The following is a 21,518-nucleotide window of genomic DNA, read 5'->3' on the forward strand; positions in this document are numbered from 1 at the left end:
CATCATCCTATCTATCGGGGACTCCATGACCGCAGCACCGACGCTCCGCGCCACCGCCCTCCTGGCCCTCGCCGCCATCGCGATCACCGCGCTGAACCTCCGCACCGCCGTCACCGGCTTCAGCCCGCTGCTCGACACGATCGGCGCCGATCTCGGCTTCGGGCCCTCGCTCTACGGGGCGCTGGGGACGATCGTCACCGCCTCCTTCGCCGTCTTCGGCTTCGTCGCCGCGGCCGTCTCGCGCCGGATCGGCCTGGAGCGCACGCTCGCGATCGCGACGCTGGTGACCACACTGGGCATCGCCCTCCGCGCGCTCAGCCCGAGCCCGGTCGCTCTGGTGCTCTCGACCGTCGTCGCCTTCGCGGGCGTGGGCACCACGAACGTGCTCATCGTGCCGATCGTGAAGCGGTACTTCGCCGAGCGGATCAAGACGGTCAGCTCGCTCTACCTGGCGCTGCTGCAGGTGGGCCAGTTCGTCGCTCCGCTGGTCGCGGTGCCGCTGGCCTCGACGGCGGGGTGGCGCTGGGCGATCGGGATCTGGGCCGTGATGACGGCCGCGGCGTGCCTGCTCTGGGCGGCGCTCGCGGCCCGCGGAGGAGGCGGGGCGGCTCCGGCCGCCGCCGGCGGCCGCGTGGACGGGGCCTGGCGCACGCCGCTGCTCTGGGCGATGGTGCTGATGCTCGGGATGACCGGTCTGCACACCTACGGGATCATCACCTGGCTGCCGACGATCCTCGTCGACGCGGGCGCGGATCCGGCGCAGGGCGGGGCGCTGCTGGCGCTGTTCTCGGTGTTCGGCCTCGCCGCCGCGTTCGTGGTGCCGCCGCTGACGCTGGGCATGCGCAACCCGGTCGTGGTTGTGGTGGTGTGCTGCGCGCTGCTCGCGGTCGGCTACGCCGGCCTCGTCGTCGCTCCGCTGGAGGGAGCCGTGGCGTGGGTGGTCTGCCTCGGGCTCGGCGTCAGCACGTTCCCGATGACGCTGACGCTCGTGAACGCGCGGACGCGGACGACCACCGGCTCCTCGACCCTCTCCGGCGCCACGCAGGGGCTCGGCTACGGGCTCGCCTGCCTCGGTCCGCTGCTGATCGGCGTGCTCTACGAGGCGCAGGGGGACTGGAGCGGCGCGTACGCGCTGCTGTTCGCCGGAGTGGCGGTGCTGCTGGTCAGCGGGATCGTCGCGTGCCGTCCGCGGTTCCTCGAGGACGAGGCGGCGCTCCGCCGGGCCTGAGCGGTGGCGCTCAGCGCGACGCGGCCGGAGCGAGCGCGGAGACGATCCGCCCCAGCCCGAAGCGCCAGGCGCTCTCCACGTCGCCGCCGAGGGTGAAGGCGCCGGTGATCTCCATGCCGATGAACCCCGTCGCCCAGGCGGTCAGCGTGCGCGCCGCCTCGAGGGCGTCCTCCTCGCCCGCCAGCTGCGCGGTGAGGTCCAGCAGGCGGGCGCTCGCCGCGTCGCGGTACTCCTGGGCGGCGACGGGCGTGCCGGGAGCGGGAGCCATCACGAGGAGGAACGCGGCCGGCCGCTCGTGGCCGAAGGCGCGGAGGCGGTCGGCGAGCGCGGCGGCGTCCGGGGCGTCGGCGAGGCGGTCGGCGAGCACGGTCAGGGCGTCCGCGGCGACGAGGCGGATCAGCGTCTCGCGCCCCTCGACGCGCTTGTAGAGGGAGGGGGCGCGGACTCCGACGCTCTGCGCGACGGCCTGCATCGTGACTCCGGCGAGCCCGTCGCGCTCGAGGAGCTCGCCGGCGGCGCGCACGATCGCCTCGAGAGAGGTGCGGTCGGGAGTGGGCATGGACCGAGTATAGCTATTGACAGTAGCCATGATGGCTAACTAGCGTAGCCATCATGGAACTCGGACCCCACCTGCGCCGCATCGGCACCGACATCGTCGCCGTCCACCTCGTCCACACCGACGAGGGCGTCACGCTCATCGACGCCGGCCTGCCCGGTCTCTGGCCGGAGCTCCTGGCCGAGCTGCGCGCGATGGGCCGCACCCTCGACGACGTGCGCGGCGTCGTGCTGACCCACGGCGACTCCGACCACGTGGGCTTCGCCGAGCGCCTGCGCCGCGACCACGGCGTGCCGGTCCACGTGCACGCCGCCGACGCCGAGCGGGCGAAGGGCGGGGCGAAGCCGAGGACCGCGACACCGCGGCTGCGCGTCCTGCCGCTCCTCGGCTTCGCGGCCTACGCGCTGCGGAAGGGCATCGCGAAGGTCCCGCCGCTCACCGAGGTCGTCGAAGTGCACGACGGGCAGACGCTCGACCTGCCGGGCGCTCCCCGCGTGATCGCGCTCCCGGGTCACTCCCCGGGGAGCATCGCCGTGCACGTGCCGCTGGCCGACGCGGTCTTCGTCGGCGACGGGCTGACCACCCGCCACGTGCTCACCGGCCGCACGGGTCCGCAGCCCGCGCCCTTCACCGACGAGCCGGAGCAGGCGCTCGCGTCGCTCCGGGCGCTCCTGCCCACCGGGGCGCGCTGGGTGGTGCCGGGCCACGGAGCGCCGTGGAGCGGCGGGATCGAGGCGGCGGTCCGGCTGGTCGAGAGCGCCTGAGGCCCGGAGCCGCTCAGGAGGCGGGGACGAGCTTCCAGCGGTCGGCGAGGATCTCGAGGCCCTTGTCGAAGGTCGCCGACCACGCCGTGACGTCGTGGGCGCTGTCCGGCACCTCGAGGTAGGTGGCGCTCATGCCGGCGGCGACGGCCGCGGCGTAGACGGTCTTCGCCCCGGGGAGGAACGAGGTGTCCTCGGCGCCGACGCCGAAGATCGCGACGGTGCCGGTGTAGGGGGCGTTCTCCGCGAGGACGTTCACCGGCTTCGCGGCCTCGTAGGCGGCCTGGTCTCCGCCGAACCCCTGCGCGACCGTCGCCGCCTCGCTGCCGAGGGTCGGCGCGAGCTCGCCCGAGGCGTCGACGATGTTGCCGAAGAGCGACGGGTGGCCGGCGCCGAGCTGGATCGAGCAGGTCCCGCCCTGCGAGAGGCCGCCGATCGCCCAGTGCTGCGCGTCGCCGAGCACCGGCAGGTTGGCGCGGATCCAGTTCGGGACGTCGACGGTGAGGTAGGTGGCCGACTTCCCGAGCGGCGAGTCGACGCACATCGGGTTCCTGTCGGGATCGCCCAGCTGGTCGGGCGACACGACGATCGGCGCGAGGCCGGCGTGCGCGGCGGCGTAGGCGTCGAGGGTCTGCTGGAACTTCTCGGTCGAGAGGGGATCGGAGGGCGACCCCGGCTGCCCCGAGAGCATGATCATCACCGGCAGCAGCGGCGGGGTCGCGGTGAGGGCCGCGGGCGGGAGGTAGACGACGGCGTCGCGGGCCGGGAAGCCCGACGCGGTGGCGGGGATGGCGACCGTCGAGACCGAGCCGACGGCGGGCATCCCGGCCGGGGCGGTCCAGGTCGCGAGGTCCGAGTGCGGTCCGTCCGCGGCGGCGACCGGCACGGAGGAGTCGGAGTACGCGCTGATCCCGAGCGCGCTGCGCACCGTGGGGTACTGGCCGAAGTCGATGTTGACGGTCATCGCGGCCGCCGCGACGACGAGCACTCCGGCGGCGAGCGACGCGAGCACCCCCCGCACGCGCCGGCGGGCGATCGCATGGCCGAGGACGACCAGCGCGACGCCCAGCCCGCCGATCCCCAGGCCGATCGCGACCCGGGTGACCGGCGTGAAGTCGACGCCGAACGGGCCGTCGGGCCCGTCGACGAGGGCGGCCAGGGCGGCGCCGCCGATCAGGCCCAGGAGGAGGACCGCGACGGCGATCCCGCCGCGCCGGGAGCGCCCGCGGCGGGGAGCGCGGACGTGGGCGGCGAGCAGGAGGAGGAGCGCTCCGATCGCGAGCACGTAGACGGCGACGACGAGGGGGCCGGAGACGAGGCTCAGGTCGAGGAGAGAGGTCATGCGTCGATCCGGTCGGAGGGTGCTCGGGCGGGCGTCAGTCTGGCGGCGGTCTCTGGAGGAGAGCCGGGAGCTGTCGGGAGCGATTCTCCTCCCCGGGCGCGGATCCACCGAGCTCTCCACCGATCGGGCGCAACCCCGCGCGCCGCGCCGCCGCTCCCGCCTAGCGTGGGACTCCCGACGCACACCGCGCCCTCACGAAGGAGCCCGCACCATGACGCAGCACCCCCGCCTCGAGACCTCCTCCCGCGAGGCCCGCGCATGAGCCGCGGAGTCGCCGTCGTCACGGGCGGCACGGCCGGGCTCGGACGCGCCACGGTCCGCGAGCTCGCCTCCCGCGGCTGGGACGTCGCCGTGCTGGCGCGCGGCGAGGACGGACTGGCGGCCACGGTCGCCGAGATCGAGCAGAAGGGCCGGCGCGGGCTGGGCATCCCGACCGACGTGGCCGACCGCGAGGCCGTCGAGTCGGCGGCCGACCGGGTCGAGGCCGAGCTCGGCCCGATCGAGCTGTGGGTCAACGACGCGATGGTCGGCGTCTTCGGCGAGTTCCTCTCGACCGAGCCCGCCGACTTCGAGCGCGCCGTGGGCGTCAACTTCTTCGGCTTCGTCAACGGCACCCGCGCAGCCCTCTCCCGGATGACCCCGCGCGACCGCGGGCACGTCATCCAGGTCGGCTCCGCCCTCGCGCACCGGGGCATCCCGCTGCAGGCCGCGTACTGCGCCTCCAAGTTCGGCGCCCGAGGCTTCACCGAGGCCGTCACCGCGGAGCTGCTGCACGCGAAGAGCCGCGTGCGCCTGTCCGAGGTCGACATGCCGGCGCTCAACACCATCCAGTTCAACTGGGTGAAGTCGCAGCTGCCGCACCACCCGCAGCCCGTGCCGCCGATCTACGAGCCCGAGGTGGGCGCGATCGCGATCGCCGACGTGGCCGACAAGCCGCGCCGCCGCACCTGGGTCGGCGAGCCGACCGCGGGCACCATCCTCGGCGACCGCTTCGCCGGGCGCTTCATGGACTGGTACCTCGCCCGCAGCGCCTTCGACGGTCAGCAGGCCCCCGACAAGACGGAGCCGATGCTGCCGAACAACGTTTACGAGCCGGTCCCCGGCGATCACGGCGCCCGCGGCCTCTTCAGCGACCGCGCGCACACCATGACGCCCCAGATCTGGATGATCCGCCACCGCGCCCTGAGCTACGCGGGGGCCGCCGCGGCCCTCGCCGCCGGCGCCGCGGGCGTCGTCTCGGCCCTGCGGAGGAAGTGACCGTGGTCGACGCCGTCGTCATCGGGGCGGGGCCCAACGGCCTCGCCGCCGCGGTCACGTTCGCGCGGGCCGGGCTCTCGGTCACCGTGCTCGAGCGCAACGAGACGATCGGCGGCGGCGCGCGCACGGCGGAGCTGACGCTGCCCGGCTTCCACCACGACGTCTGCTCGGCGGTGCACCCGATGGCGCTCGCGTCCGGCTTCTTCCGCGCCTTCGGGCTCGACCGGCGCATCGAGCTGGTCGTCCCCGAGATCTCGTACGCGCATCCGCTCGACGGCGGCCGCGCGGGCATCGCCTACCGCGACCTCGACCGCACGGTTGAGGCGCTGGGGCGCGACGGAGCGGCGTGGCGCGCCCTGATGGGACCTCTCTCCGAGCGGGCCGACCGCGTCGCGGGCTTCACCAACGACGCGCTTCTGCGGATCCCGACGGACCCGAGCGTGCTGATCCGCTTCGGGCTGCGGGTGCTCGAGCAGGGCACCCCGGTGTGGAACCTGCGCTTCCGCGAGGACGTCGCCCCGGCGATGTTCTCCGGGGTCGCCGCGCACTCGATCCGCCCGATGCCGAGCCCGTCGACGGCCGCGGCCGCCCTGGCGCTCGGCGCCTACGCCCACGCGCGCGGCTGGCCGGTGCCGATCGGAGGCAGCCAGTCGATCGTCGACGCGCTCGCCGACGACCTCCGGGCGCACGGCGGCACCATCGAGACCGGCGTCGAGGTGACCTCCCTCTCCGAGCTGCCCCCGGCCCGCGCCGTGCTCGTCGACGGCACGCCGACGGCGCTGCTCGCGATGGCGGGGGACCGGCTGCCCCCGGCGTACGCGGCGGCCCTCCAGCGCTTCCGCTACGGCAACGGCGTGGCCAAGGTCGACTTCGCCCTCGACGGGCCGGTGCCGTGGACGAACCCCGAGCTCGCCGGCGCGGGCACGCTGCACGTGGGCGGCAGCCGCGCCGAGATCGCGGCCGCCGAGCGCGACGTGAAGCGCGGCCGGCACAGCCGCAGCCCCTACGTGCTGGTGGCGCAGCCCTCGATCGTCGATCCGACCCGGGCGCCCGAGGGCAAGCACGTCCTCTGGGCGTACACGCACGTCCCCCGGTACTCGCCCGCCGACCAGCAGGAGGCGATCACCGACCAGATCGAGCGCTTCGCCCCCGGGTTCCGCGACCGCGTGATCGGCGCCTCCTCGATGACCGCCCGCGACATGCAGGCCTACAACCCGAACTATCTGGGCGGCGACATCGCCGCCGGCGCCGCGAGCGTCGCGCAGCTGCTCTCGCGCCCGGTCCCCACGACCGACCCGTGGCGGACGCCCGCGAAGGGGCTCTACCTCTGCTCCTCATCCACCCCGCCCGGCCCGGGAGTGCACGGCATGGCCGGCTGGCACGCCGCCCGCAGCGCGCTGCGGCACGAGTTCGGGGTGCGCGAGTCGCCCGACCTGTCGCCGGAGGCGCGCCCGGCCTGAGCCGCCGCCGTTGCGCTGCGCCCGTCGCCGCCCCCGGCCTGCCAGGCTGAGGGACGGCGCCGCCACGCGCCCCACCACCACTCGAAGGAGTCCGCGATGTCCCGCACCACCCGCGTCGTCCACTGCCCGCCCGAGTCCGTCTTCGCGGTGCTCGCCTCCGGCTGGCTGTTCCCGAGCTGGGTCGTCGGCGCGTCGCGGATGCGGAAGGTCGACGCCGACTTCCCGCACGTGGGCTCGCAGCTGCACCACTCCTTCGGCCTGTGGCCGCTCGTGATCGACGACCGCACCACGGTCCTCGAGTGGGACCCGCCGCACCGGATGGTCATCCAGGCCGCCGGCTGGCCGCTCGGCGAGGCCCGGGTGCGCGTCGAGGTCGAGCCGCACGCGCGCGGCGCGAAGGTGCGGATGCACGAGGCGCCCGTGAAGGGCCCGGGCACGCTCGTCCCGAAGCCGCTGATGCACTCGTTCCTCTGGATCCGCAACCGCGAGGCCGTGCGCCGGCTCGCCCACATGGCCGAGGCGGGAGCCGCTGGCCGCACGCTCGCGCCCGCCTCGCTCCCCTCGCCCGCCGACCGCGCCGGGATCGACCGGCCGAAGCACGTCTGGGCACGCCTGACCGGAGCGATCGGGTCGATCGCGGTCGGGACGCTCGTGGTCCGCGGCGTCCTCGCGGCCGTGCGGCGCGCCCGGAGCTGACGGGCCCGGACCCGACGGCGCCCGGAGCCGTCGGCGCCCCGGTCGGACGCCGCCCGAGTCAGACGATCCGCTCGACCAGCCGCACGTGCTGCACCGCGACGCGCTTCGGCTCGCCCGCGAAGGCGGCGTCCCGCTCGGGCGAGGCCAGGTACGCCCGCTCGACCTCGGCGAACGCGTCGGCGTCGCCGGCCGTGCTGACCGCCCAGACGAACTCGTTCACCTCGCGGTCGGCGTAGGCGAACTCGATCCGGAAGCCGTGGGCCTCGCGCGCCGGCACGATCCGCTCGGGGAACCAGGCGAGGAAGTCGTCCATCACCCCGTCCATCAGCTCGTAGCGTCGGAGTTGGATCGTCCTGGTCTCGGCTGCAGCGCTCATGCTGCGACGGTACCCGCCCGGCGGCCGCGCCGTCGCCGCGCTACGCTCGCCGCCGACAGCCCCATGCCGAGGAGGACAGCACGGACCCCCGCCACCGCTCCCTCGCGCTGCTCGTCGCCGGCTGCTTCTTCATGGAGAACCTCGACGCCACGATCGTGACGACCGCCGCGCCCGCGATCGCCGCCGACCTGGGCGTCGACTCCGCCGCGGTCTCGATCACCGTCACCGCGTTCCTCCTCACCGTCGCCGTCCTCATCCCGGCCTCGGGCTGGCTCAGCGAGCGCTTCGGCGTGCGCCGCGTCTTCACCAGCGCGATCGCCGTCTTCACCCTCGCCTCCCTGCTCTGCGCGCTCAGCCCCACGCTGCCGCTTCTGGTCGGCGCCCGGGTCCTGCAGGGCGTCGGCGGCGCGCTGATGGTGCCGGTCGGCCGGCTCGCGGTGCTGCGGGCGACCCCGCGGGAGGGGATCATCCACGCCATCGCGATCCTGGTCTGGCCGGGACTGGTCGCCCCCGTGATCGCGCCGTTCCTCGGCGGGCTGCTCACCACCGTCGCCTCCTGGCACTGGATCTTCCTGATCAACCTGCCCCTCGGGGTCGTCGCGTTCGCGATCGCGCGCCGGATCGTCCCCGCCACCGCCGAGAGCGCGCCGCCCCCGCTCGACGTCACGGGGCTGGTGCTCGTCGCGGTCGGGCTCGGCGCGCTGGTCGGAGCGGCGGGGCTCCTCACCGACTCCGAGCTCGACGGGCGGGCGGTGGCGCCGATGCTCGTCGGCGCGGCCGTGACGGCGCTCGCCGTGCGGCACCTGCGCCGCGCCGAGAATCCGCTCGTGCGGCTCGACGCCTTCCGCTTCCGCACCTTCCGGGTCGCCAACGCGAGCGGATCGCTCTACCGGGCGACCGTGAACGCGGTGCCGTTCCTGCTCCCGCTGCTGTTCCAGGACGCGTTCGGCTGGAGCCCGGTGCAGGCCGGCTCCGTGGTGCTGGCGCTCTTCGCCGGCAACCTGGCGATCAAGCCGGCCACGACTCCGCTGCTGCGGCGCCTCGGCTTCCGCGGGGTGCTGGTCGCGGCGAGCGCGGTCGGGGCGGCGTGCATGGCGGCGATGGCGTTCCTCGATCCGGCGACTCCGGTGGCGCTCGTGGTGGCGCTGCTGGTGCTGAGCGGAGTGGCCCGCTCGGCGGGCTTCACGGCCTACAACACCGTCACGTTCGCCGAGGTCCCGCAGGAGGGGATGTCGGGCGCGAACACCCTCAACGCCACCACGCAGCAGATCGCGGCCGGCCTCGGAGTCGCGGTGGGCGCGGTGGCGCTCGCCGTCGGCACCGCGATCGGGCCCGGCCTCGTCCCGTACCGCGTCGCCTTCCTCGCCCTCGCGGTGCTGACCCTCGTGCCGCTCGCCGCCGCCGCCCGGCTCCCGCGCGACTCCGGGAGCGCCCTCACCGCCTGACCCGCGCGGGCGTCAGGCGAGGCCGAGCGCGATGCCGTCGAGGATGTCGTGCGCGGTCGAGTGGACCCGGTCGACGGCCGGCGACGCCTCGTGGACCGCGCGGAGGACCTCGCCCCAGACCAGCGTGCCGGCCGCCAGCACGTCCTCGCGCCCCGGGCGGACCCAGGGGAGGGCCGCCGTCCCCTCCGGAGACAGCGCGGCGAGCTCGTCGCAGGCGGCGAGGACGTCGGAGAGGGGGAGGGACGTCTCGAGCGCGGCGCGGTCGGTGGTGCGGAGGACGTGCGCGGTGATCGTGAGCACGGTCGCGGCGACGCCGACGACGCTCCGGGCCTGCGAGAGGTCGACGGAGGAGGCGGCCAGCGCGGCGCCCACGTCCGCCCGCATCGCCGCGCGCTCGCCCTCCGTCGGTTCGGCGGCCCGGCGGTGGCGCTCGGTCAGGCGGACGCTGCCGACGTCCATCGAGTGCGCCTGCTCCGGCTCCGCTCCGCCGAGCACGAGCTCGGTCGAGCCGCCGCCGAGGTCGACGACCAGCACGGGCCGGGCGGAGTCGACGGCCGAGACCGCGCCGCGGAAGGAGAGCCGCGCCTCCTCCTCGCCGGAGATCGTCTCGGGGGTGACGCCGAGGATCCGCTCGACGGCGGCGAGGAAGTCCTCGCGGTCGGCCGCGTCGCGGGTGGCCGAGGTGGCGACGAAGCGGAGGTGCTCGGCGCCGGCCTCCTGCGCGGCGGCCGCGTACTCGCGGGTGACGGCGAGGGTCCGCTCGAGCGCGGCCGGGTCGAAGCGGCCGGTGCGGTCGACCCCGCGGCCCAGCCGCACGAGCTCGGTGCGGCGCTGGACGTCCCGGAGGCGGCCGCCCTCCACGTCGGCGATCAGCAGGCGGAGGGAGTTGGTGCCGCAGTCGAGCGCCGCGACGCGCGTGGGGGAGGACATCCGCCCATTCTGCCCGCGCGGCCCGGGCCGGAGGCGGGCGATAGCCTGGGGGAGAGACGAAGGAGCCGCCCGTGCACGAACACCACGTCCGCGTCCACCGCAGCGACGAGGAGCTCCCGCGACACGGGCAGCTCGCCCACGCGCTCGCCGAGGTCGCCGCCGATCCGGTCGAGATCGACGACGAGGTCGCCGAGATGGTGGTCAACCGGGTCATCGACAACGCCGCCGTCGCCACCGCGTCGCTCCTGCGCCGCCCGGTCGTCGCCGCCCGCGCGCAGGCTCTCGCGCACCCCGCCTCCATCGGCGGCCAGGGCTCGGTCGTCCTCGGCGTCGACCCGGCCCGCCGGGTCTCGCCCGAGTGGGCGGCCTGGGCCAACGGAGTCGCCGTGCGCGAGCTCGACTACCACGACACGTTCCTGGCGGCCGAGTACTCGCACCCGGGCGACAACATCCCTCCGCTGATCGCCGTCGCCCAGCACGCGGGCATCGGCGGGGCGCAGCTCGTCCGCGGCATCGTCACCGGCTACGAGGTCCAGGTCGACCTGGTGCGCGCGATCAGTCTGCACCGGCACAAGATCGACCACGTCGCGCACCTCGGCCCCTCGGCCGCCGCCGGGATCGGCACGCTGCTCGGCCTCGACGTCGCGACGATCGAGCAGGCCGTCGCGCAGGCCCTGCACACGACGACCGCCACGCGGCAGTCGCGCAAGGGCGAGATCTCGAGCTGGAAGGCGTACGCGCCGGCCTTCGCGGGCAAGATGGCGATCGAGGCGGTCGACCGGGCTATGCGCGGCGAGACCAGCCCGTCGCCGATCTACGAGGGCGAGGACGGCGTCATCGCCTGGATGCTCGACGGCGCCGACGCGAGCTACGACGTCCCGCTGCCCGACCGCGGCGAGGCCAAGCGCGCGATCCTCGACACGTACACGAAGGAGCACTCGGCCGAGTACCAGGCGCAGGCGCTGATCGACCTCGCGCGCCGCCTGCACCGGACGCACCCCGAGGCCGCCGACCCCGAGCGCGTCGAGCGGATCGTCCTGCACACCTCGCACCACACGCACTTCGTGATCGGCTCGGGCGCGAACGACCCGCAGAAGTACGACCCGGCCGCGTCCCGCGAGACGCTGGACCACTCCGTGCCGTACATCTTCACGGTGGCGCTGCAGGACGGCGCCTGGCACCACGTGCACAGCTACGCCCCCGAGCGGGCCGCCCGCGCCGACACCATCGCGCTCTGGCACCGGGTCACCACGCAGGAGGACGCGGAGTGGACGCGCCGCTACCACTCCACCGATCCGAGCGAGAAGGCGTTCGGCGCGCGCGTCGAGATCCTGATGACGGATGGCACGACGGTCGTCGACGAGATCGCGGTGGCGGACGCGCACCCGCTGGGCGCGCACCCGTTCAGCCGCGAGCAGTACGTGTCGAAGTTCCGCACGCTCGCCGCCGACGTGCTCGAGGAGTCCGAGATCGAGCGCTTCCTCGACCTCGCGCAGCGCCTGCCCGAGCTGACCCCGGAGGAGGTCGGCCGCCTCAGCGTGATCGCCGCCCCCGGCGTCCTCGCCTCGATCGAGCCCCCGCGCGGCCTGTTCTGATCCCTCCGCGGGAGCGTCGTCCGCACGCACGGTGACGCGCGCACGGACGGCCTCCCACGGCGGGGAGCGCCGTCGTCAGGCGGTCTGCTCGGCGACCCAGTCCTGGATCTCGGCGATGAAGCGCCGGCGCGAGAAGACCCGGGTGCGAGCCCGGAAGGCGTCGACGTCGAGCGCGAGCGCACGGCGCAGCAGGTCGCTCCAGTCCGGATCGCCCTCGAGGTCGGCGATGACGCCCCCGCCGGCGAGGGACACGCTCTCGCGCACTCCGCCGATGTCGGTCCCGATGACCGGCGTCCCGCAGGCCATCGCCTCGACGGGCATGATCCCGAAGTCCTCGACCGCGGGGAAGACGTACACGAGCGCCTGCGCGTAGAGCGCGCGGATCAGCTGGTCGGAGGGCGAGATGACGAAGGTCACGTCGGCCCGGATCTCCTCGGCGTAGGCGCGGAGCCGCGCCTCCCAGGGGCCGTGCCCGGCGATGACGACCGGCAGCCCGGTGCGGGCTCCGGCGTCCATGACCTTCTCGAGGCGCTTGTAGGGGACGAACCGCGAGGCGCCCAGGATGAACGGCCGGGCGAGCGAGTCGAGGAGGCGCAGCTCGTCGTCGTCGAGCGGGGAGCGCCAGTCGGTGATCGTCGAGAGCAGCTCGGTGTTCACCGGCGGGTAGATGACCCGCGACGGCTGGTGCCACGCGTCGCGCACCCGCTGCCCGGTGAAGAGGCTGTTCACGGCGATGGAGGAGGCCTCGGCGGCGCGGAGGCGGTCGATCGGCTTGAGGAGCAGGCTCGCGGTGCGGGCGGCGAGGCTGCTGCCGCGGCCGTCGCGGTCGGGCTCCCAGATGTAGCGGGCCGGCGTGTGCGCGTAGACGAGCTTGCGGGTCGGCCCGCTGGTGCGGACGTGGTGGGCGAAGAGGTGCGAGCTGACCAGCACCCACTCGCGGGAGGCGCCGACCGGGAGCCTCCACGTGGGCAGCATCGCCGGCAGAGCGAGGACCTTGTGGCGGCGCAGCGGCGTGCGCGCCAGCCAGGACTCCGAGACGGGCCTGCCGACGACCTCGGCGCAGTCGCTCCAGAGGACGCGGACGTCGGCGTCGGCGAAGGCCTCGGTCATCGCCTCGAGCACGCGCTCGGCGCCTCCGCGGCGCTCGACCCACTCGTGCACGATCAGGCCGGGACCGACCGGCGGGACGGATCGGGAACGGGTGGTCGCGTCGATGACGGCAGTGATGATGGGCCCCTTCCCCCGGGCGTGCGGTGAGGATCGGGCGGCCATCCGGAGACGGGAGCGGCTCCGAATGCTTATCCGTCGTCGGTGACCGATCAGCAGTGCAGTAGAAGCTAACCGGCTCGTGGAGAAGGAATCGAAAGGCGAGTACGAGTCGTCGCAGAACGACGGGGAAAGGAGAGTCCGATAATCCGGATAAGCCGCGAGCGGAATGGCGAGGATCGTCTGGAGTGCGTCGCGGAGGCGCTATTCCCTTGGAGATCACAACGATGGAGAAGAGCCGCGGAGAAGAAGAAGTCACTCTTTCAGTGACGCCTTGCCGAAAGGATCAGGAGACGCCGATGCGCTGCAGGGTCTGCCACCGCCACTGGTCGCGGACGCCCTCGCGGACGGTGCGCACCGCCCGCCAGCCCAGCTCCCGCTCGGCGCGCGCCGGGTCGGCCCAGCTCGCGGCGAGGTCGCCCGGCCGGCGCCCCACGGCCCGCCACCGGACCGTCTCCCCGCTCGCCCGCTCGACCTCGTCGATCAGCTCGAGGACGCTCGTCGGCGAGCCCGTGCCGAGGTTGTAGACCCGGTGCCCGGGCCGCGCGCGCTCGAGCGCCGCGACGTGCCCGGCCGCGAGATCGCAGACGTGGATGTAGTCGCGCAGCCCCGTGCCGTCGGGGGTCGGGTAGTCGTCGCCGAGGACGTCGACGCACCGGGAGGGGTCGCCCGCGGCCCGCGTCAGCACGGGCAGGAGGCTCCCCGGCGCCGTGGCCGGATCCTCGCCGATCCGCCCCGACGGGTGCGCGCCGATGGGATTGAAGTAGCGGAGGCTGACCGCGCGCAGGAGGGGATCGGCGCGCGCGGCGTCGCCGAGGATCTCCTCGATGACGCGCTTGGTCGCGCCGTAGGGGCTCGCCGCGCTCAGTCCGGCGGGGGAGTCCTCCCCGACCGGCATCACGCAGCCCGGGCTGTAGACGGCCGCCGAGCTCGAGAAGACGACGGTGCGGATCCCCCTCTCCGCCGCGACCGAGAACGCCGCGGTGGCGAGCCCGACGTTGACCGTCCAGTACTCGAGGGGCCGCCGCACCGAGTCGCCGACCGACTTGAGCCCGGCGAGCAGGACCAGGGCGTCGACCGGTCCGTGGGCGGCGAGGAAGCGGGTCAGCGCGGCCGTGTCGCGCGCGTCGGCGATCAGGCGGGGGACCACTGAGCCGGTCAGCTCCTCCACCGCGTCGAGGGTCCGCTCGCTCGCGTGCGAGAGGTCGTCCACGACCAGCGCCTCGTGGCCGCTCTCGAGGAGCGCGACGGCGGTGTGGCTCCCGATGTAGCCCGCTCCGCCCACCAGAAGGACTCGCATGCGGGGGAGCTTAGATCGGCTCCCGCACGGCGTCGGCGCCGCTGCCGGGCCCGCGGATCCGTCGATCCGCGCCGCCGTCACCCGTGCGCGGGGCGCCCTCTGCCGCGGTCGTAGCCCGCGATCGCCGCGGACTCGACGGCGAGCGCGACCAGCTTCTCGCCGACCGGGCGGGGCACCACTCCGAGCGCGGCGTCCGCGAATCCCGCGACCAGTGCCGTCCGCCGCTCGCTCCCGCCGCGGGCCAGGAGTCGCACGGCTGCGTCCCACGCGCCGGCTGCGGGCACCGCCTCCCGCACCTGCTCGGGGTGCAGCCGCTCGAAGGTGCGGCGGGCCGCCCCCGAGAGGAACGCGCGCCGGCTGCGGACCGCCGCCGAGACGGAGGCGCCGTGGTGCAGGGCCTCCGCGCCGGGCTCGATCCGCACCGGCACTCCCAGGCGGTGCAGCCGGTAGCCCCAGTCGACGTCCTCCCAGCCGTACTCGCGGTAGTCGGTGCTGTAGCCGCCGACCCGGTCGTAGGTCGCCCGCGTCACCGAGACGTTGCCGCCCCAGTAGCGCCAGGAGGCGTCGGGGCCCGCCGCGTAGGCGCCGCGGCGGAAGCGCTCGCCGGCGGGCCGGCCGTAGGCGCGGGAGTAGGCGGTGCCCGGGTCGACGTCGGGGCAGAGGCCGACGACGCCGACGACCGCGTCCCGGTGGGCCCCGACGTGCGCGGCGGCCCAGCCCGGGCCGGGCTCGAGGTCGTCGTCGCAGCGGATCAGCACGTCGCCCCGCGCGGCATCGAAGCCGGCCGTGAGCGCGGCGGAGCGCCCCCGGTTCTCGGGGAGCACGACGCGGCGCACAGGCACGGGGGAGGCGTCGAGGGCGTGCTCGCTGGCGTCGACGACGCCGTCGAGGACCACGACCACGTCGAGATCGCGGTGGGTCTGAGCCGCGAGGGCGGCGAGGAGGCGGGGCAGGCGGGCCGCCCCCGCGTAGCTGGGGACGACGACGCTCGCGACGCTCATGGGGACTCCTCGCCGCGCGGGCTGCTCTCGACCAGGAGCAGCTCCTCCAGCCCGCTCAGCACGCGCGCCAGGTCGTCGGCGATGGCGCCGGGATCGGTGGCGTGGAGGCGGGCGAGCCGGTCGGCCAGGCCGGAGAAGTCCTGCGGCTCGTCGTCGAGCGCCCGCCAGGTCGCGGCCACGCTCTCGCGCAGCGCGTAGGGGCTGCCCATCGGGGAGACGTCCAGCGGGAGCACCAGGACGCGACCGTTCAGATCGACGGAGGCCGTGTCCGGGCGGCGCCGCCAGAGAAGGAGCCGGGGGTCCTCTGCCATCTTCTCCGCGTCCTCTCCGCTGATCACCGCCAGTGCGAGTAGAAATCCGCCAGCGCCTCTTATCGCGACGCCTCTCTCGCTATGTTTGCCGCCGACGCGCCAAGGGGTGTACGTCGAGCGACAGCACCGGAGGGCCGCCAATGTCGGAGTCTAATCCGCTCGCATCCAGCGATATCAGCGATAAGAGCGAGAAGAAGAGCGCGAATTCTGCGGGCGTCTTCGCACGGCGGACGGTCGTGGCCGGAGCGGTCTGGTCGGTGCCCGCGGTGATGCTGGCGCAGTCCGCCTCCGCCGTCTCGATCAGCTGCTTCCCGGTGGGGACGGTCTTCCAGGCGGTCGCCCGCGGACGCCTCCTCAGCGGCTTCCTCGGCGGCGTGAACCTCGACACCGTGGCCGGCGTCTCGGGCGTGACGGCGATCGCTCCCGACCAGGGCAACCCGGCCGTCGTGACCGGCGGCGTCAACGCCACGGTGCTGAACACGATCGCCGTGAACGCGACCGGGCTGACCGGCACGCTCTCCTCCCTCCTCACGCTGGCGGCTCCCGCCGGCGTCGGCACTCTCAACCAGTACGCGTCGGCGAACACGAACGGCACCGTCCGCGGCGCCTCCGGCGCGATCACGGACGCGGGCCAGCTGGCGCTCGACTCGACGGCGGGGAGCTTCCCCGACTTCGGGACGGTGAACCTCCGGGCGATCCTCGCGGCGTCCGGCGGCGCCGGAGTGGCCGCTCTGCTCACCAACGTGACGGACCTGACCCTGCGGATCGGTGCCCTGACCGGTCGCGCGTCCCTCCAGTCGGCCTGCGTGCCCGGGTCGGACAACCTGCAGCGCGACTACCAGGTCGGCCGCCTGGACCTGGTGCTGACCTCGCCGACGCTGACCGCGATCACGACGGCGCTCAATACGCTGCTCGGTGCCGTGGTGAACCTCTCGGGCCTCGGGCTGACGGTCACGGTCGACACCACGTCGGTCCTCGGCGGCAGCATCCCCGGCGGCACGCAGCCGATCCAGGCGCAGCTGTCGACGAACCCCGCGACCATCACGGTCGATCTCTTCTCGCTGCTCGGCGGAGCACCGGGCCAGGGCGCGACCTCGCCCTACGTCAACGGCCTCCCGCCGAACTCGACCCTCTTCGTCGACAACGCCCTGCAGGTGCCGGGCACGGCGGTGGGGAACTTCACCGCCGCGCTCCTCTCCACCCTGACGACCCGGCTCGGGGCCGCCATCCGGGTGAACGGCGTCCCGCTGGTCAGTGCGGGTGTCGTCGGTCTGGGCGTCCAGGCGCTGGTGACCACCCTGCTCACCGTCACCCTCCCGCCGCTGCTCACGACGCTGCAGAACGCGGTCCTCACCCCGGTCTTCACGGCTCTGACGAACGTCATCCAGATCGACGTCAACGCGCAGAACCGCTCGACCAACCCGACCGGGCCCGCCGCCCTCGAGGCGCTCCCCGTCGGCCGCTACGACGTCGCGGCGCTCTACATCCGCGCGGTGGGGCTCGTGAACCTGCTCGACCTGTTCATCGCCCGCGGCTCCGTCGGGCCGAACGTCCGCACGGGCTAGCCGCGCGCTCGGCGCCGTCAGGCGCCGTGGACCACGAGGCCGTGCTCGACCATCGCGTCGAGCACGGCCTCGACGTGCGCCCGGGGGTCGCCCGCGGGCGGGGCGCCGTGCTCGGCGACGACGGCCCCGGTCAGCGCGTCGACCGTCGCGGGCGTCCCGAGAACGCGCCACAGCACCGGGCCGATCCCGGTCAGCGTCTCGACCCGCTCGTCGAGGAGGCAGCTGACCACTCCGTCGCGCTCGACCCACTCGACGCCAGCGGCGCGCGCGAGCAGGCCCGGGCCGGGCGCCGCAGGATCGGCCTCTGGTGCATCGGCGACGACCGGCGACGGCTCCCCGATCCGCTCGAGGAGGGGCAGCACCGTCTCCGCCTCGCGGTAGCGGAGCACCCGCGCCCCGCCGACGGAATCGAGCAGCCCGGCGAGGTGGTGCAGCGCCGCGGGCAGCCGTGCGAAGTGGCTCAGCTCGGGCAGCAGCGCCGAGAGCGCCTCGTCGAAGGCGATCGGCTCGAGCCGGGGCTCCGCCGGGCCGGACGGGTCGCGGGCGATCAGGAGCAGGGCGGCCAGGCGCAGCGGAGCGTCCGGCAGCGGCTGCAGGCCCATCGCGGCGGGGGAGCGGTACCGCTTCCAGTCGCCGCCGTCGAGGAGGGCGACGGGCTTCCGGAACGGCAGCACCCGCCCGTCGCGGCGGACGGCGACCGTCTCGTCGGTCACGTACCCGTACCGCCGAGCGGCGAGGCTCACGAGGGTCGACTTCCCGGCACCGGGCCGCCCGGCGAACGCGACGACGCGGCCGTCGGGCAGGGCGACCGCGGAGGCGTGCACGCTGAGCAGCCGGCCCTCGCAGGCGTCGGCCGCCGCGAGGGTGAGCGCGGCGCCGATGTGCTCGGCGAGGGCCTCCTCGGTCGGCTGCGCGATCACTCCGGGCTCCCCGACCGGCTCGGTCAGCGACACCCGGTATTCGGATCCCGGGCGATCGGCGTCGTCGTCCACGTCGTTCCACGACTCCTCCACCTCCGTCACGAAGCGGTCGGGGACGGTGTCGTCGAAGGTGAAGCGCACGCCGAGCCCGAAGGGGGCGCGGATCAGCCGGCGGGTCATGTCAGGTCCTGTCCGTCCGTCGGAGGTGGTCCCACGCGAGCGGAGCCGTGCGGGCGCCGCGGCGCAGCCGCCGCCACCAGCCGGCCGCCACGTCGATCCGGCGCGGGCCGATGGCGGGTCGGCGGCGCGCAGGGCGTGGGGGCGGGGAAGACGGCGCGGGCGAGGCAGCGGCCGCTGCCGCCAGCCGGCCGCGCGCACGGCCTGCACCCACCCCCGCGGAGGCGTGGGGCGAGCTCGCGTTGATCCGCCACGCCCGCAGCTCGGCCGCGGGCACCTCCCCGGCGCGCGCGCGGATGCCGAGCGCGTCGAGGAAGGGCTGCGCGGTCTGGACGGCGCCGAGCTCCTCCGCCGCCGCCCGGAGCGGAGCGTGCAGCTCCGCGCGGGCGCCCACCGCCTCGACGAGCAGGTCGTAGTCGGAGGGCCGCGTGAGGCGCGGGTCCGTGATCTGCCAGGCGTCGCGGAGCGCGTGCAGCGCCAGCACGAGCGCCGAGTCGGCGACGCTCGCGGTCGCCACCGGACGGCCGGCCAGCTCCACGATCCGGTGCCGGCTCCACAGCGCCTCGAAGGCGTCGCGCGGCGGCACGAGGAAGCCCGGCCAGCGCCAGTGCACGTCGATGTCGACCGGCCAGGCGGCGTGCCGGTAGGAGCGCGAGTGCTTGGCCGCGAGCGTCGGGCCGTCCGGCCAGGGCCGCTCGGTCCAGCCGTCGGCGGCCAGGAGGGCCAGGATCCGGGGCAGGTCGTCGGGGGCGACCAGGAGGTCGACGTCGCCGGAGGTGCGGGGCGGCCGGAGCCGGTCGGCGGCGGCGGTCGGGCCCTTGAGCACGAGTGCGCGCAGGCCCGCCGCGTCGGCCCGCCGGTGGACGAACGCCGACACGAGCGGCACGGCCTCGTCGGCCCAGAGAACGCCCACGAGCTCCATCCGGTCAGTATTCCAGCGCTCCCGCGGCCCGCGGAGCCCGGCCGGGCCCGGTGGAGCCGGGCGCTCGTCTCGGTGAGGATGGGCGCGCGGGCCGCGGGGGCGCCGCACGGAGGCGGGCGGGGCGGCGGATGATCCACGGGGGAGCGGGCGGCGCCGGGCGGCCTCCGGTGGCGCTCGCGACCAACAACGGCGACATCGGCGGCGGCGAGGTGATGCTGCTGAGCATCGCGGAGGCGCTCGAGGCGCTCGAGGTGCCTGTCGTGGTCGTCGGCCCCTCGGAGCCGCGTGCGCTCGTCGCCGCCGCCCTCGCCGCCGGCCACCGGGTCGTCGAGCTCGAGGCCGCGGGCAGACCCGCCTGGATGCGCGCGTTGCGGCGCTGGGACGCCTCCTCCCGCGAGGGCGTGCTGTGGTGCAACGGGCTGGTGCCGGCCGTGGCGACGGCAGGGCGTCCGCGGCGGATCGTGCACCTGCACCAGCGCCCGTCCGGCCTGCAGCGGGTGCTCGCGCCCGTCGCCCGCCGCGGCGCCCTGGCGACCCTCGTCCCCTCCCGCTACCTGGCGGGGGTCGTCCCCGGGTCGACCGTGCTGCCGAACTGGAGCCGCCGCGTCGACCTGCCGGAGGCGCGGCCGCGGGAGGACGGGACGACCGTCCTCGGCTTCCTCGGGCGTCCCTCGCTCGCGAAGGGGGTGCGGGTCCTCACCGAGGCGCTGGCGCTGCTGGAGGCCGGGGAACCGGGCGCGTATCGCCTGGTGCTGGCGGGCGAGCCCCGGTTCGTGGCGGAGCGGGAGCGTCGCGAGGTGGAGGCGGCCCTCGCCCCGGTCGCCGCTCTGGTGGACCGGCCGGGGTGGATCGAGCCCGGCGACCTCTTCTCGCGGATCGACCTCCTGGTGGTGCCGTCGGTGCAGCCGGAGTCGTTCGGCCTGGTCGTGACGGAGGCGATGTCGGCCGGCGTCCCCGTGGTCGTGAGCGATGCCGGTGCGCTCCCCGAGGTCGTCGGCCCGTCGATCGGCGCCACGTTCCGAGCCGGCGATCCGCGGGCTCTGGCCGAGCTGATCAGAGCCCGGAAGAAGAGAGGACTATCGGAGTCGCGGGAGAGTGATCGTGCCCGCTGGACCGATTCCTACTCGCCGTCCTCCGGGAAGTCGGCTATCGACGGACTTCTGGCGCGAATGGTCCTCTCCGGTGATTCCTGATCCTCCCGCCACGCGATCGATCCGTTTCCGGAGAATGCCGCGGCGAGCCTCTCCTCCTCCCTCCGGAAAGGACGACGATGACCCCCGAACCGGAAGTCCTCAGAGTGCTCGGACTGTTCCTCAAGCACCCGACACTGCGCCTGGCTCCGGGTGAGCCCTTCGCCCGCGGGAGGCTGCCGTACCGGGCCGACCTCCTCCGGGACGACTCGACGCGGCTCCTCGTCCCCGGTCACGCGTCTCGGCCCGCGCACGTGAAGCTCCGCGACGTCGTGGAGCACCGCACGGGGCTGAACGTGGACACGCAGCTGCGCGCGCTCCGGGCGGTCCGCTCGGCCGACGCGGTGCTCTGCGTGCTCGAGCCGGAGGCGGGCCTCCCCGCCCTGCTCCGGCGCGCGCGGCTCGGGCCGTACGGCCGCACGCCGCTCGTGGTCCTCTCCTGCTGGTGGGCGGAGGAGCTGCTCACCGGCTCGCCGGAGCGGCGCCGACAGGTGGTCCGGCTGCTCCAGGGCGTGGACCGGCTCGTCGTGCTCAGCGAGAACCAGCGCGAGGTCTTCGCCCGCCACGGCGTCGACGAGCGGCGGATCGCACCGGTCCTCTTCGGGGTCGACTCCGACTACTACCGGCCCGTTCCTCCGCGTCCGAAGCGGTTCGAGGTGCTCGCCGTCGGGGTCGACCGCGGGCGCGACTTCGACTCGCTGGTCGCCGCCGCCGAGCGCCTGCCGCACCGGCGGTTCGACGTCGTGACCACTCCTGCGCGGCGGCCGTCCCGGGCGCTGCCGGCCAACGTCGTCCTGCACGATCCCGTCCCGGTCGATCGGCACCGCGACAACCTGCGCGACGCCGAGCTCGTCGTCGTCACCAGCCACGACCTCGCCTACCCGACGGGCCAGAGCGTCCTGCTGGAGGCCTCCGGCTGCGGGACCTGCACGGCGGTCACCGCGAGCGCCGCGATGACCGGCTACATCCGCGACGGCGAGACGGCCTTCGCGCTGCCCCTGCACGACCCGGCGGGGATCGCGGCGGTGCTGGAGGCGGTGCTGAGCGACGACGGGAAGCGGGCCGAGGTCGCCCGCGCGGGCCGGGAGCGGGTGCTGGCCGAGCTGAACGCGCGGCACATGTGGGCGGGCGTGCGCGCCATCCTCCGCGACGCGGTCCGCGAGCGCGGCCGCGTCTGAGCGGCGGTCGGCCGGGGCCGCACCGGGCGACCTCCGCCCCAC

Annotated in this window: 20 protein-coding genes; 10 read left to right on the forward strand and 10 right to left on the reverse strand. The window is 74.9% G+C overall.

All coding sequences use genetic code 11. The annotated features are described in order from the left end of the window. Positions 1–25: 25 nt before the first annotated feature. The gene (locus tag GTU71_RS14930) at positions 26–1,228 is read left to right on the forward strand and encodes an MFS transporter (RefSeq protein WP_104256448.1); all 1,203 of its coding nucleotides are present in this window, start codon (positions 26–28) and stop codon (positions 1,226–1,228) included. Positions 1,229–1,238: 10 nt separating this feature from the next. On the opposite strand, the gene GTU71_RS14935 is transcribed toward GTU71_RS14930, so the two are convergent. Beyond that, complete coding sequence (locus GTU71_RS14935; protein WP_104329417.1) at positions 1,239–1,787, reverse strand: TetR/AcrR family transcriptional regulator; 549 nt, start codon at positions 1,785–1,787, stop codon at positions 1,239–1,241. 53 nt (positions 1,788–1,840) lie between these two features. Here GTU71_RS14935 and GTU71_RS14940 point away from each other — a divergent pair, with 53 nt between their 5' ends. Further along, the gene (locus GTU71_RS14940) at positions 1,841–2,548 is read left to right on the forward strand and encodes an MBL fold metallo-hydrolase (RefSeq protein WP_159940803.1); all 708 of its coding nucleotides are present in this window, start codon (positions 1,841–1,843) and stop codon (positions 2,546–2,548) included. 13 nt (positions 2,549–2,561) lie between these two features. Here the strand turns inward: GTU71_RS14940 and GTU71_RS14945 are convergent, their stop codons facing one another. Beyond that, positions 2,562–3,887 carry an alpha/beta hydrolase-fold protein gene (locus tag GTU71_RS14945; protein ID WP_104346400.1) on the reverse strand — a complete coding sequence of 442 codons (1,326 nt, stop codon included), beginning with the start codon at positions 3,885–3,887 and terminating at the stop codon, positions 2,562–2,564. A 258-nt stretch (positions 3,888–4,145) separates the two neighbouring features. Between GTU71_RS14945 and GTU71_RS14950 the strand changes: the two genes are divergently transcribed. The 3 genes from GTU71_RS14950 (at position 4,146) to GTU71_RS14960 (ending at position 7,300) form a co-directional block, all read left to right on the forward strand. Then, positions 4,146–5,144, forward strand: a complete 999-nt coding sequence (locus tag GTU71_RS14950; protein WP_104233564.1) for an SDR family oxidoreductase — start codon at positions 4,146–4,148, stop codon at positions 5,142–5,144. Further along, on the forward strand, positions 5,141–6,604 hold the full coding sequence (locus tag GTU71_RS14955) for an NAD(P)/FAD-dependent oxidoreductase (RefSeq protein WP_159940806.1): 1,464 nt from the start codon (positions 5,141–5,143) through the stop codon (positions 6,602–6,604). The genes GTU71_RS14950 and GTU71_RS14955 overlap by 4 nt, the downstream gene beginning before the upstream one ends. Before the next feature lie 96 nt (positions 6,605–6,700). Next, positions 6,701–7,300, forward strand: coding sequence for an SRPBCC domain-containing protein (locus tag GTU71_RS14960; RefSeq protein ID WP_159940808.1), 600 nt, complete (start codon positions 6,701–6,703; stop codon positions 7,298–7,300). A gap of 58 nt (positions 7,301–7,358) precedes the next feature. Here the strand turns inward: GTU71_RS14960 and GTU71_RS14965 are convergent, their stop codons facing one another. Then, positions 7,359–7,676, reverse strand: coding sequence for an NIPSNAP family protein (locus GTU71_RS14965; RefSeq protein WP_104224531.1), 318 nt, complete (start codon positions 7,674–7,676; stop codon positions 7,359–7,361). A gap of 107 nt (positions 7,677–7,783) precedes the next feature. Between GTU71_RS14965 and GTU71_RS14970 the strand changes: the two genes are divergently transcribed. Further along, positions 7,784–9,121 (forward strand): MFS transporter, encoded by a 1,338-nt coding sequence (locus GTU71_RS14970; RefSeq protein ID WP_279631248.1) that lies wholly within the window; start codon positions 7,784–7,786, stop codon positions 9,119–9,121. 12 nt (positions 9,122–9,133) lie between these two features. On the opposite strand, the gene GTU71_RS14975 is transcribed toward GTU71_RS14970, so the two are convergent. Continuing rightward, on the reverse strand, positions 9,134–10,051 hold the full coding sequence (locus GTU71_RS14975; RefSeq protein WP_159940812.1) for an exopolyphosphatase: 918 nt from the start codon (positions 10,049–10,051) through the stop codon (positions 9,134–9,136). Between the two features lie 71 nt (positions 10,052–10,122). Between GTU71_RS14975 and GTU71_RS14980 the strand changes: the two genes are divergently transcribed. Beyond that, entirely contained in the window at positions 10,123–11,646 is a 1,524-nt protein-coding gene (locus tag GTU71_RS14980; protein WP_159940814.1) for an MmgE/PrpD family protein, read from the forward strand. Positions 11,647–11,721: 75 nt separating this feature from the next. Here GTU71_RS14980 and GTU71_RS14985 read toward each other — a convergent pair whose 3' ends face one another. The 4 genes from GTU71_RS14985 to GTU71_RS15000 all read right to left on the reverse strand — a co-directional run bounded on the left by GTU71_RS14985 (position 11,722) and on the right by GTU71_RS15000 (position 15,524). Further along, positions 11,722–12,918 (reverse strand): glycosyltransferase, encoded by a 1,197-nt coding sequence (locus GTU71_RS14985; protein ID WP_104224527.1) that lies wholly within the window; start codon positions 12,916–12,918, stop codon positions 11,722–11,724. A 280-nt stretch (positions 12,919–13,198) separates the two neighbouring features. Next, a complete protein-coding gene (gene galE / locus GTU71_RS14990) occupies positions 13,199–14,212 on the reverse strand; it encodes a UDP-glucose 4-epimerase GalE (protein ID WP_159940816.1) in 1,014 nt (337 codons plus the stop codon). A 77-nt stretch (positions 14,213–14,289) separates the two neighbouring features. Continuing rightward, complete coding sequence (locus GTU71_RS14995) at positions 14,290–15,213, reverse strand: glycosyltransferase (RefSeq protein WP_159940818.1); 924 nt, start codon at positions 15,211–15,213, stop codon at positions 14,290–14,292. Continuing rightward, entirely contained in the window at positions 15,210–15,524 is a 315-nt protein-coding gene (locus GTU71_RS15000) for a hypothetical protein (RefSeq protein WP_159940820.1), read from the reverse strand. The genes GTU71_RS14995 and GTU71_RS15000 overlap by 4 nt, the downstream gene beginning before the upstream one ends. A 140-nt stretch (positions 15,525–15,664) precedes the next feature. Here GTU71_RS15000 and GTU71_RS15005 point away from each other — a divergent pair, with 140 nt between their 5' ends. Next, positions 15,665–17,089 carry a choice-of-anchor G family protein gene (locus GTU71_RS15005; RefSeq protein ID WP_159940822.1) on the forward strand — a complete coding sequence of 475 codons (1,425 nt, stop codon included), beginning with the start codon at positions 15,665–15,667 and terminating at the stop codon, positions 17,087–17,089. A 17-nt stretch (positions 17,090–17,106) separates the two neighbouring features. On the opposite strand, the gene GTU71_RS15010 is transcribed toward GTU71_RS15005, so the two are convergent. Then, on the reverse strand, positions 17,107–18,189 hold the full coding sequence (locus tag GTU71_RS15010) for a PqqD family protein (RefSeq protein ID WP_159940824.1): 1,083 nt from the start codon (positions 18,187–18,189) through the stop codon (positions 17,107–17,109). Position 18,190: 1 nt separating this feature from the next. Then, the gene (locus GTU71_RS15015) at positions 18,191–19,108 is read right to left on the reverse strand and encodes a nucleotidyltransferase family protein (protein WP_159940826.1); all 918 of its coding nucleotides are present in this window, start codon (positions 19,106–19,108) and stop codon (positions 18,191–18,193) included. A gap of 128 nt (positions 19,109–19,236) precedes the next feature. Here GTU71_RS15015 and GTU71_RS15020 point away from each other — a divergent pair, with 128 nt between their 5' ends. After that, on the forward strand, positions 19,237–20,301 hold the full coding sequence (locus GTU71_RS15020; RefSeq protein WP_159940828.1) for a glycosyltransferase family 4 protein: 1,065 nt from the start codon (positions 19,237–19,239) through the stop codon (positions 20,299–20,301). 77 nt (positions 20,302–20,378) lie between these two features. Beyond that, complete coding sequence (locus tag GTU71_RS15025; RefSeq protein WP_159940830.1) at positions 20,379–21,476, forward strand: glycosyltransferase family 4 protein; 1,098 nt, start codon at positions 20,379–20,381, stop codon at positions 21,474–21,476. The last annotated feature ends 42 nt before the right edge of the window (positions 21,477–21,518 follow it).

The organism is Rathayibacter sp. VKM Ac-2762 (assembly GCF_009866585.1).
GTDB lineage: Bacteria > Actinomycetota > Actinomycetes > Actinomycetales > Microbacteriaceae > Rathayibacter.

What these genes read in the sequence shown, in the direction of transcription:
- GTU71_RS14930 (WP_104256448.1), top strand. Translation starts at nt 26, where the DNA reads ATGACCGCAGCACCGACGCTCCGCGCCACCGCCCTCCTGGCCCTCGCC.
- GTU71_RS14995 (WP_159940818.1), bottom strand. Translation starts at nt 15,213, where the DNA reads ATGAGCGTCGCGAGCGTCGTCGTCCCCAGCTACGCGGGGGCGGCCCGC.
- GTU71_RS14975 (WP_159940812.1), bottom strand. Translation starts at nt 10,051, where the DNA reads ATGTCCTCCCCCACGCGCGTCGCGGCGCTCGACTGCGGCACCAACTCC.
- GTU71_RS15020 (WP_159940828.1), top strand. Translation starts at nt 19,237, where the DNA reads ATGATCCACGGGGGAGCGGGCGGCGCCGGGCGGCCTCCGGTGGCGCTC.
- GTU71_RS14985 (WP_104224527.1), bottom strand. Translation starts at nt 12,918, where the DNA reads ATGGCCGCCCGATCCTCACCGCACGCCCGGGGGAAGGGGCCCATCATC.
- GTU71_RS14950 (WP_104233564.1), top strand. Translation starts at nt 4,146, where the DNA reads ATGAGCCGCGGAGTCGCCGTCGTCACGGGCGGCACGGCCGGGCTCGGA.
- GTU71_RS15025 (WP_159940830.1), top strand. Translation starts at nt 20,379, where the DNA reads ATGACCCCCGAACCGGAAGTCCTCAGAGTGCTCGGACTGTTCCTCAAG.
- GTU71_RS14940 (WP_159940803.1), top strand. Translation starts at nt 1,841, where the DNA reads ATGGAACTCGGACCCCACCTGCGCCGCATCGGCACCGACATCGTCGCC.
- galE (WP_159940816.1), bottom strand. Translation starts at nt 14,212, where the DNA reads ATGCGAGTCCTTCTGGTGGGCGGAGCGGGCTACATCGGGAGCCACACC.
- GTU71_RS14965 (WP_104224531.1), bottom strand. Translation starts at nt 7,676, where the DNA reads ATGAGCGCTGCAGCCGAGACCAGGACGATCCAACTCCGACGCTACGAG.
- GTU71_RS14935 (WP_104329417.1), bottom strand. Translation starts at nt 1,787, where the DNA reads ATGCCCACTCCCGACCGCACCTCTCTCGAGGCGATCGTGCGCGCCGCC.
- GTU71_RS15010 (WP_159940824.1), bottom strand. Translation starts at nt 18,189, where the DNA reads ATGACCCGCCGGCTGATCCGCGCCCCCTTCGGGCTCGGCGTGCGCTTC.
- GTU71_RS15015 (WP_159940826.1), bottom strand. Translation starts at nt 19,108, where the DNA reads ATGGAGCTCGTGGGCGTTCTCTGGGCCGACGAGGCCGTGCCGCTCGTG.
- GTU71_RS14960 (WP_159940808.1), top strand. Translation starts at nt 6,701, where the DNA reads ATGTCCCGCACCACCCGCGTCGTCCACTGCCCGCCCGAGTCCGTCTTC.
- GTU71_RS15000 (WP_159940820.1), bottom strand. Translation starts at nt 15,524, where the DNA reads ATGGCAGAGGACCCCCGGCTCCTTCTCTGGCGGCGCCGCCCGGACACG.
- GTU71_RS15005 (WP_159940822.1), top strand. Translation starts at nt 15,665, where the DNA reads ATGTCGGAGTCTAATCCGCTCGCATCCAGCGATATCAGCGATAAGAGC.
- GTU71_RS14945 (WP_104346400.1), bottom strand. Translation starts at nt 3,887, where the DNA reads ATGACCTCTCTCCTCGACCTGAGCCTCGTCTCCGGCCCCCTCGTCGTC.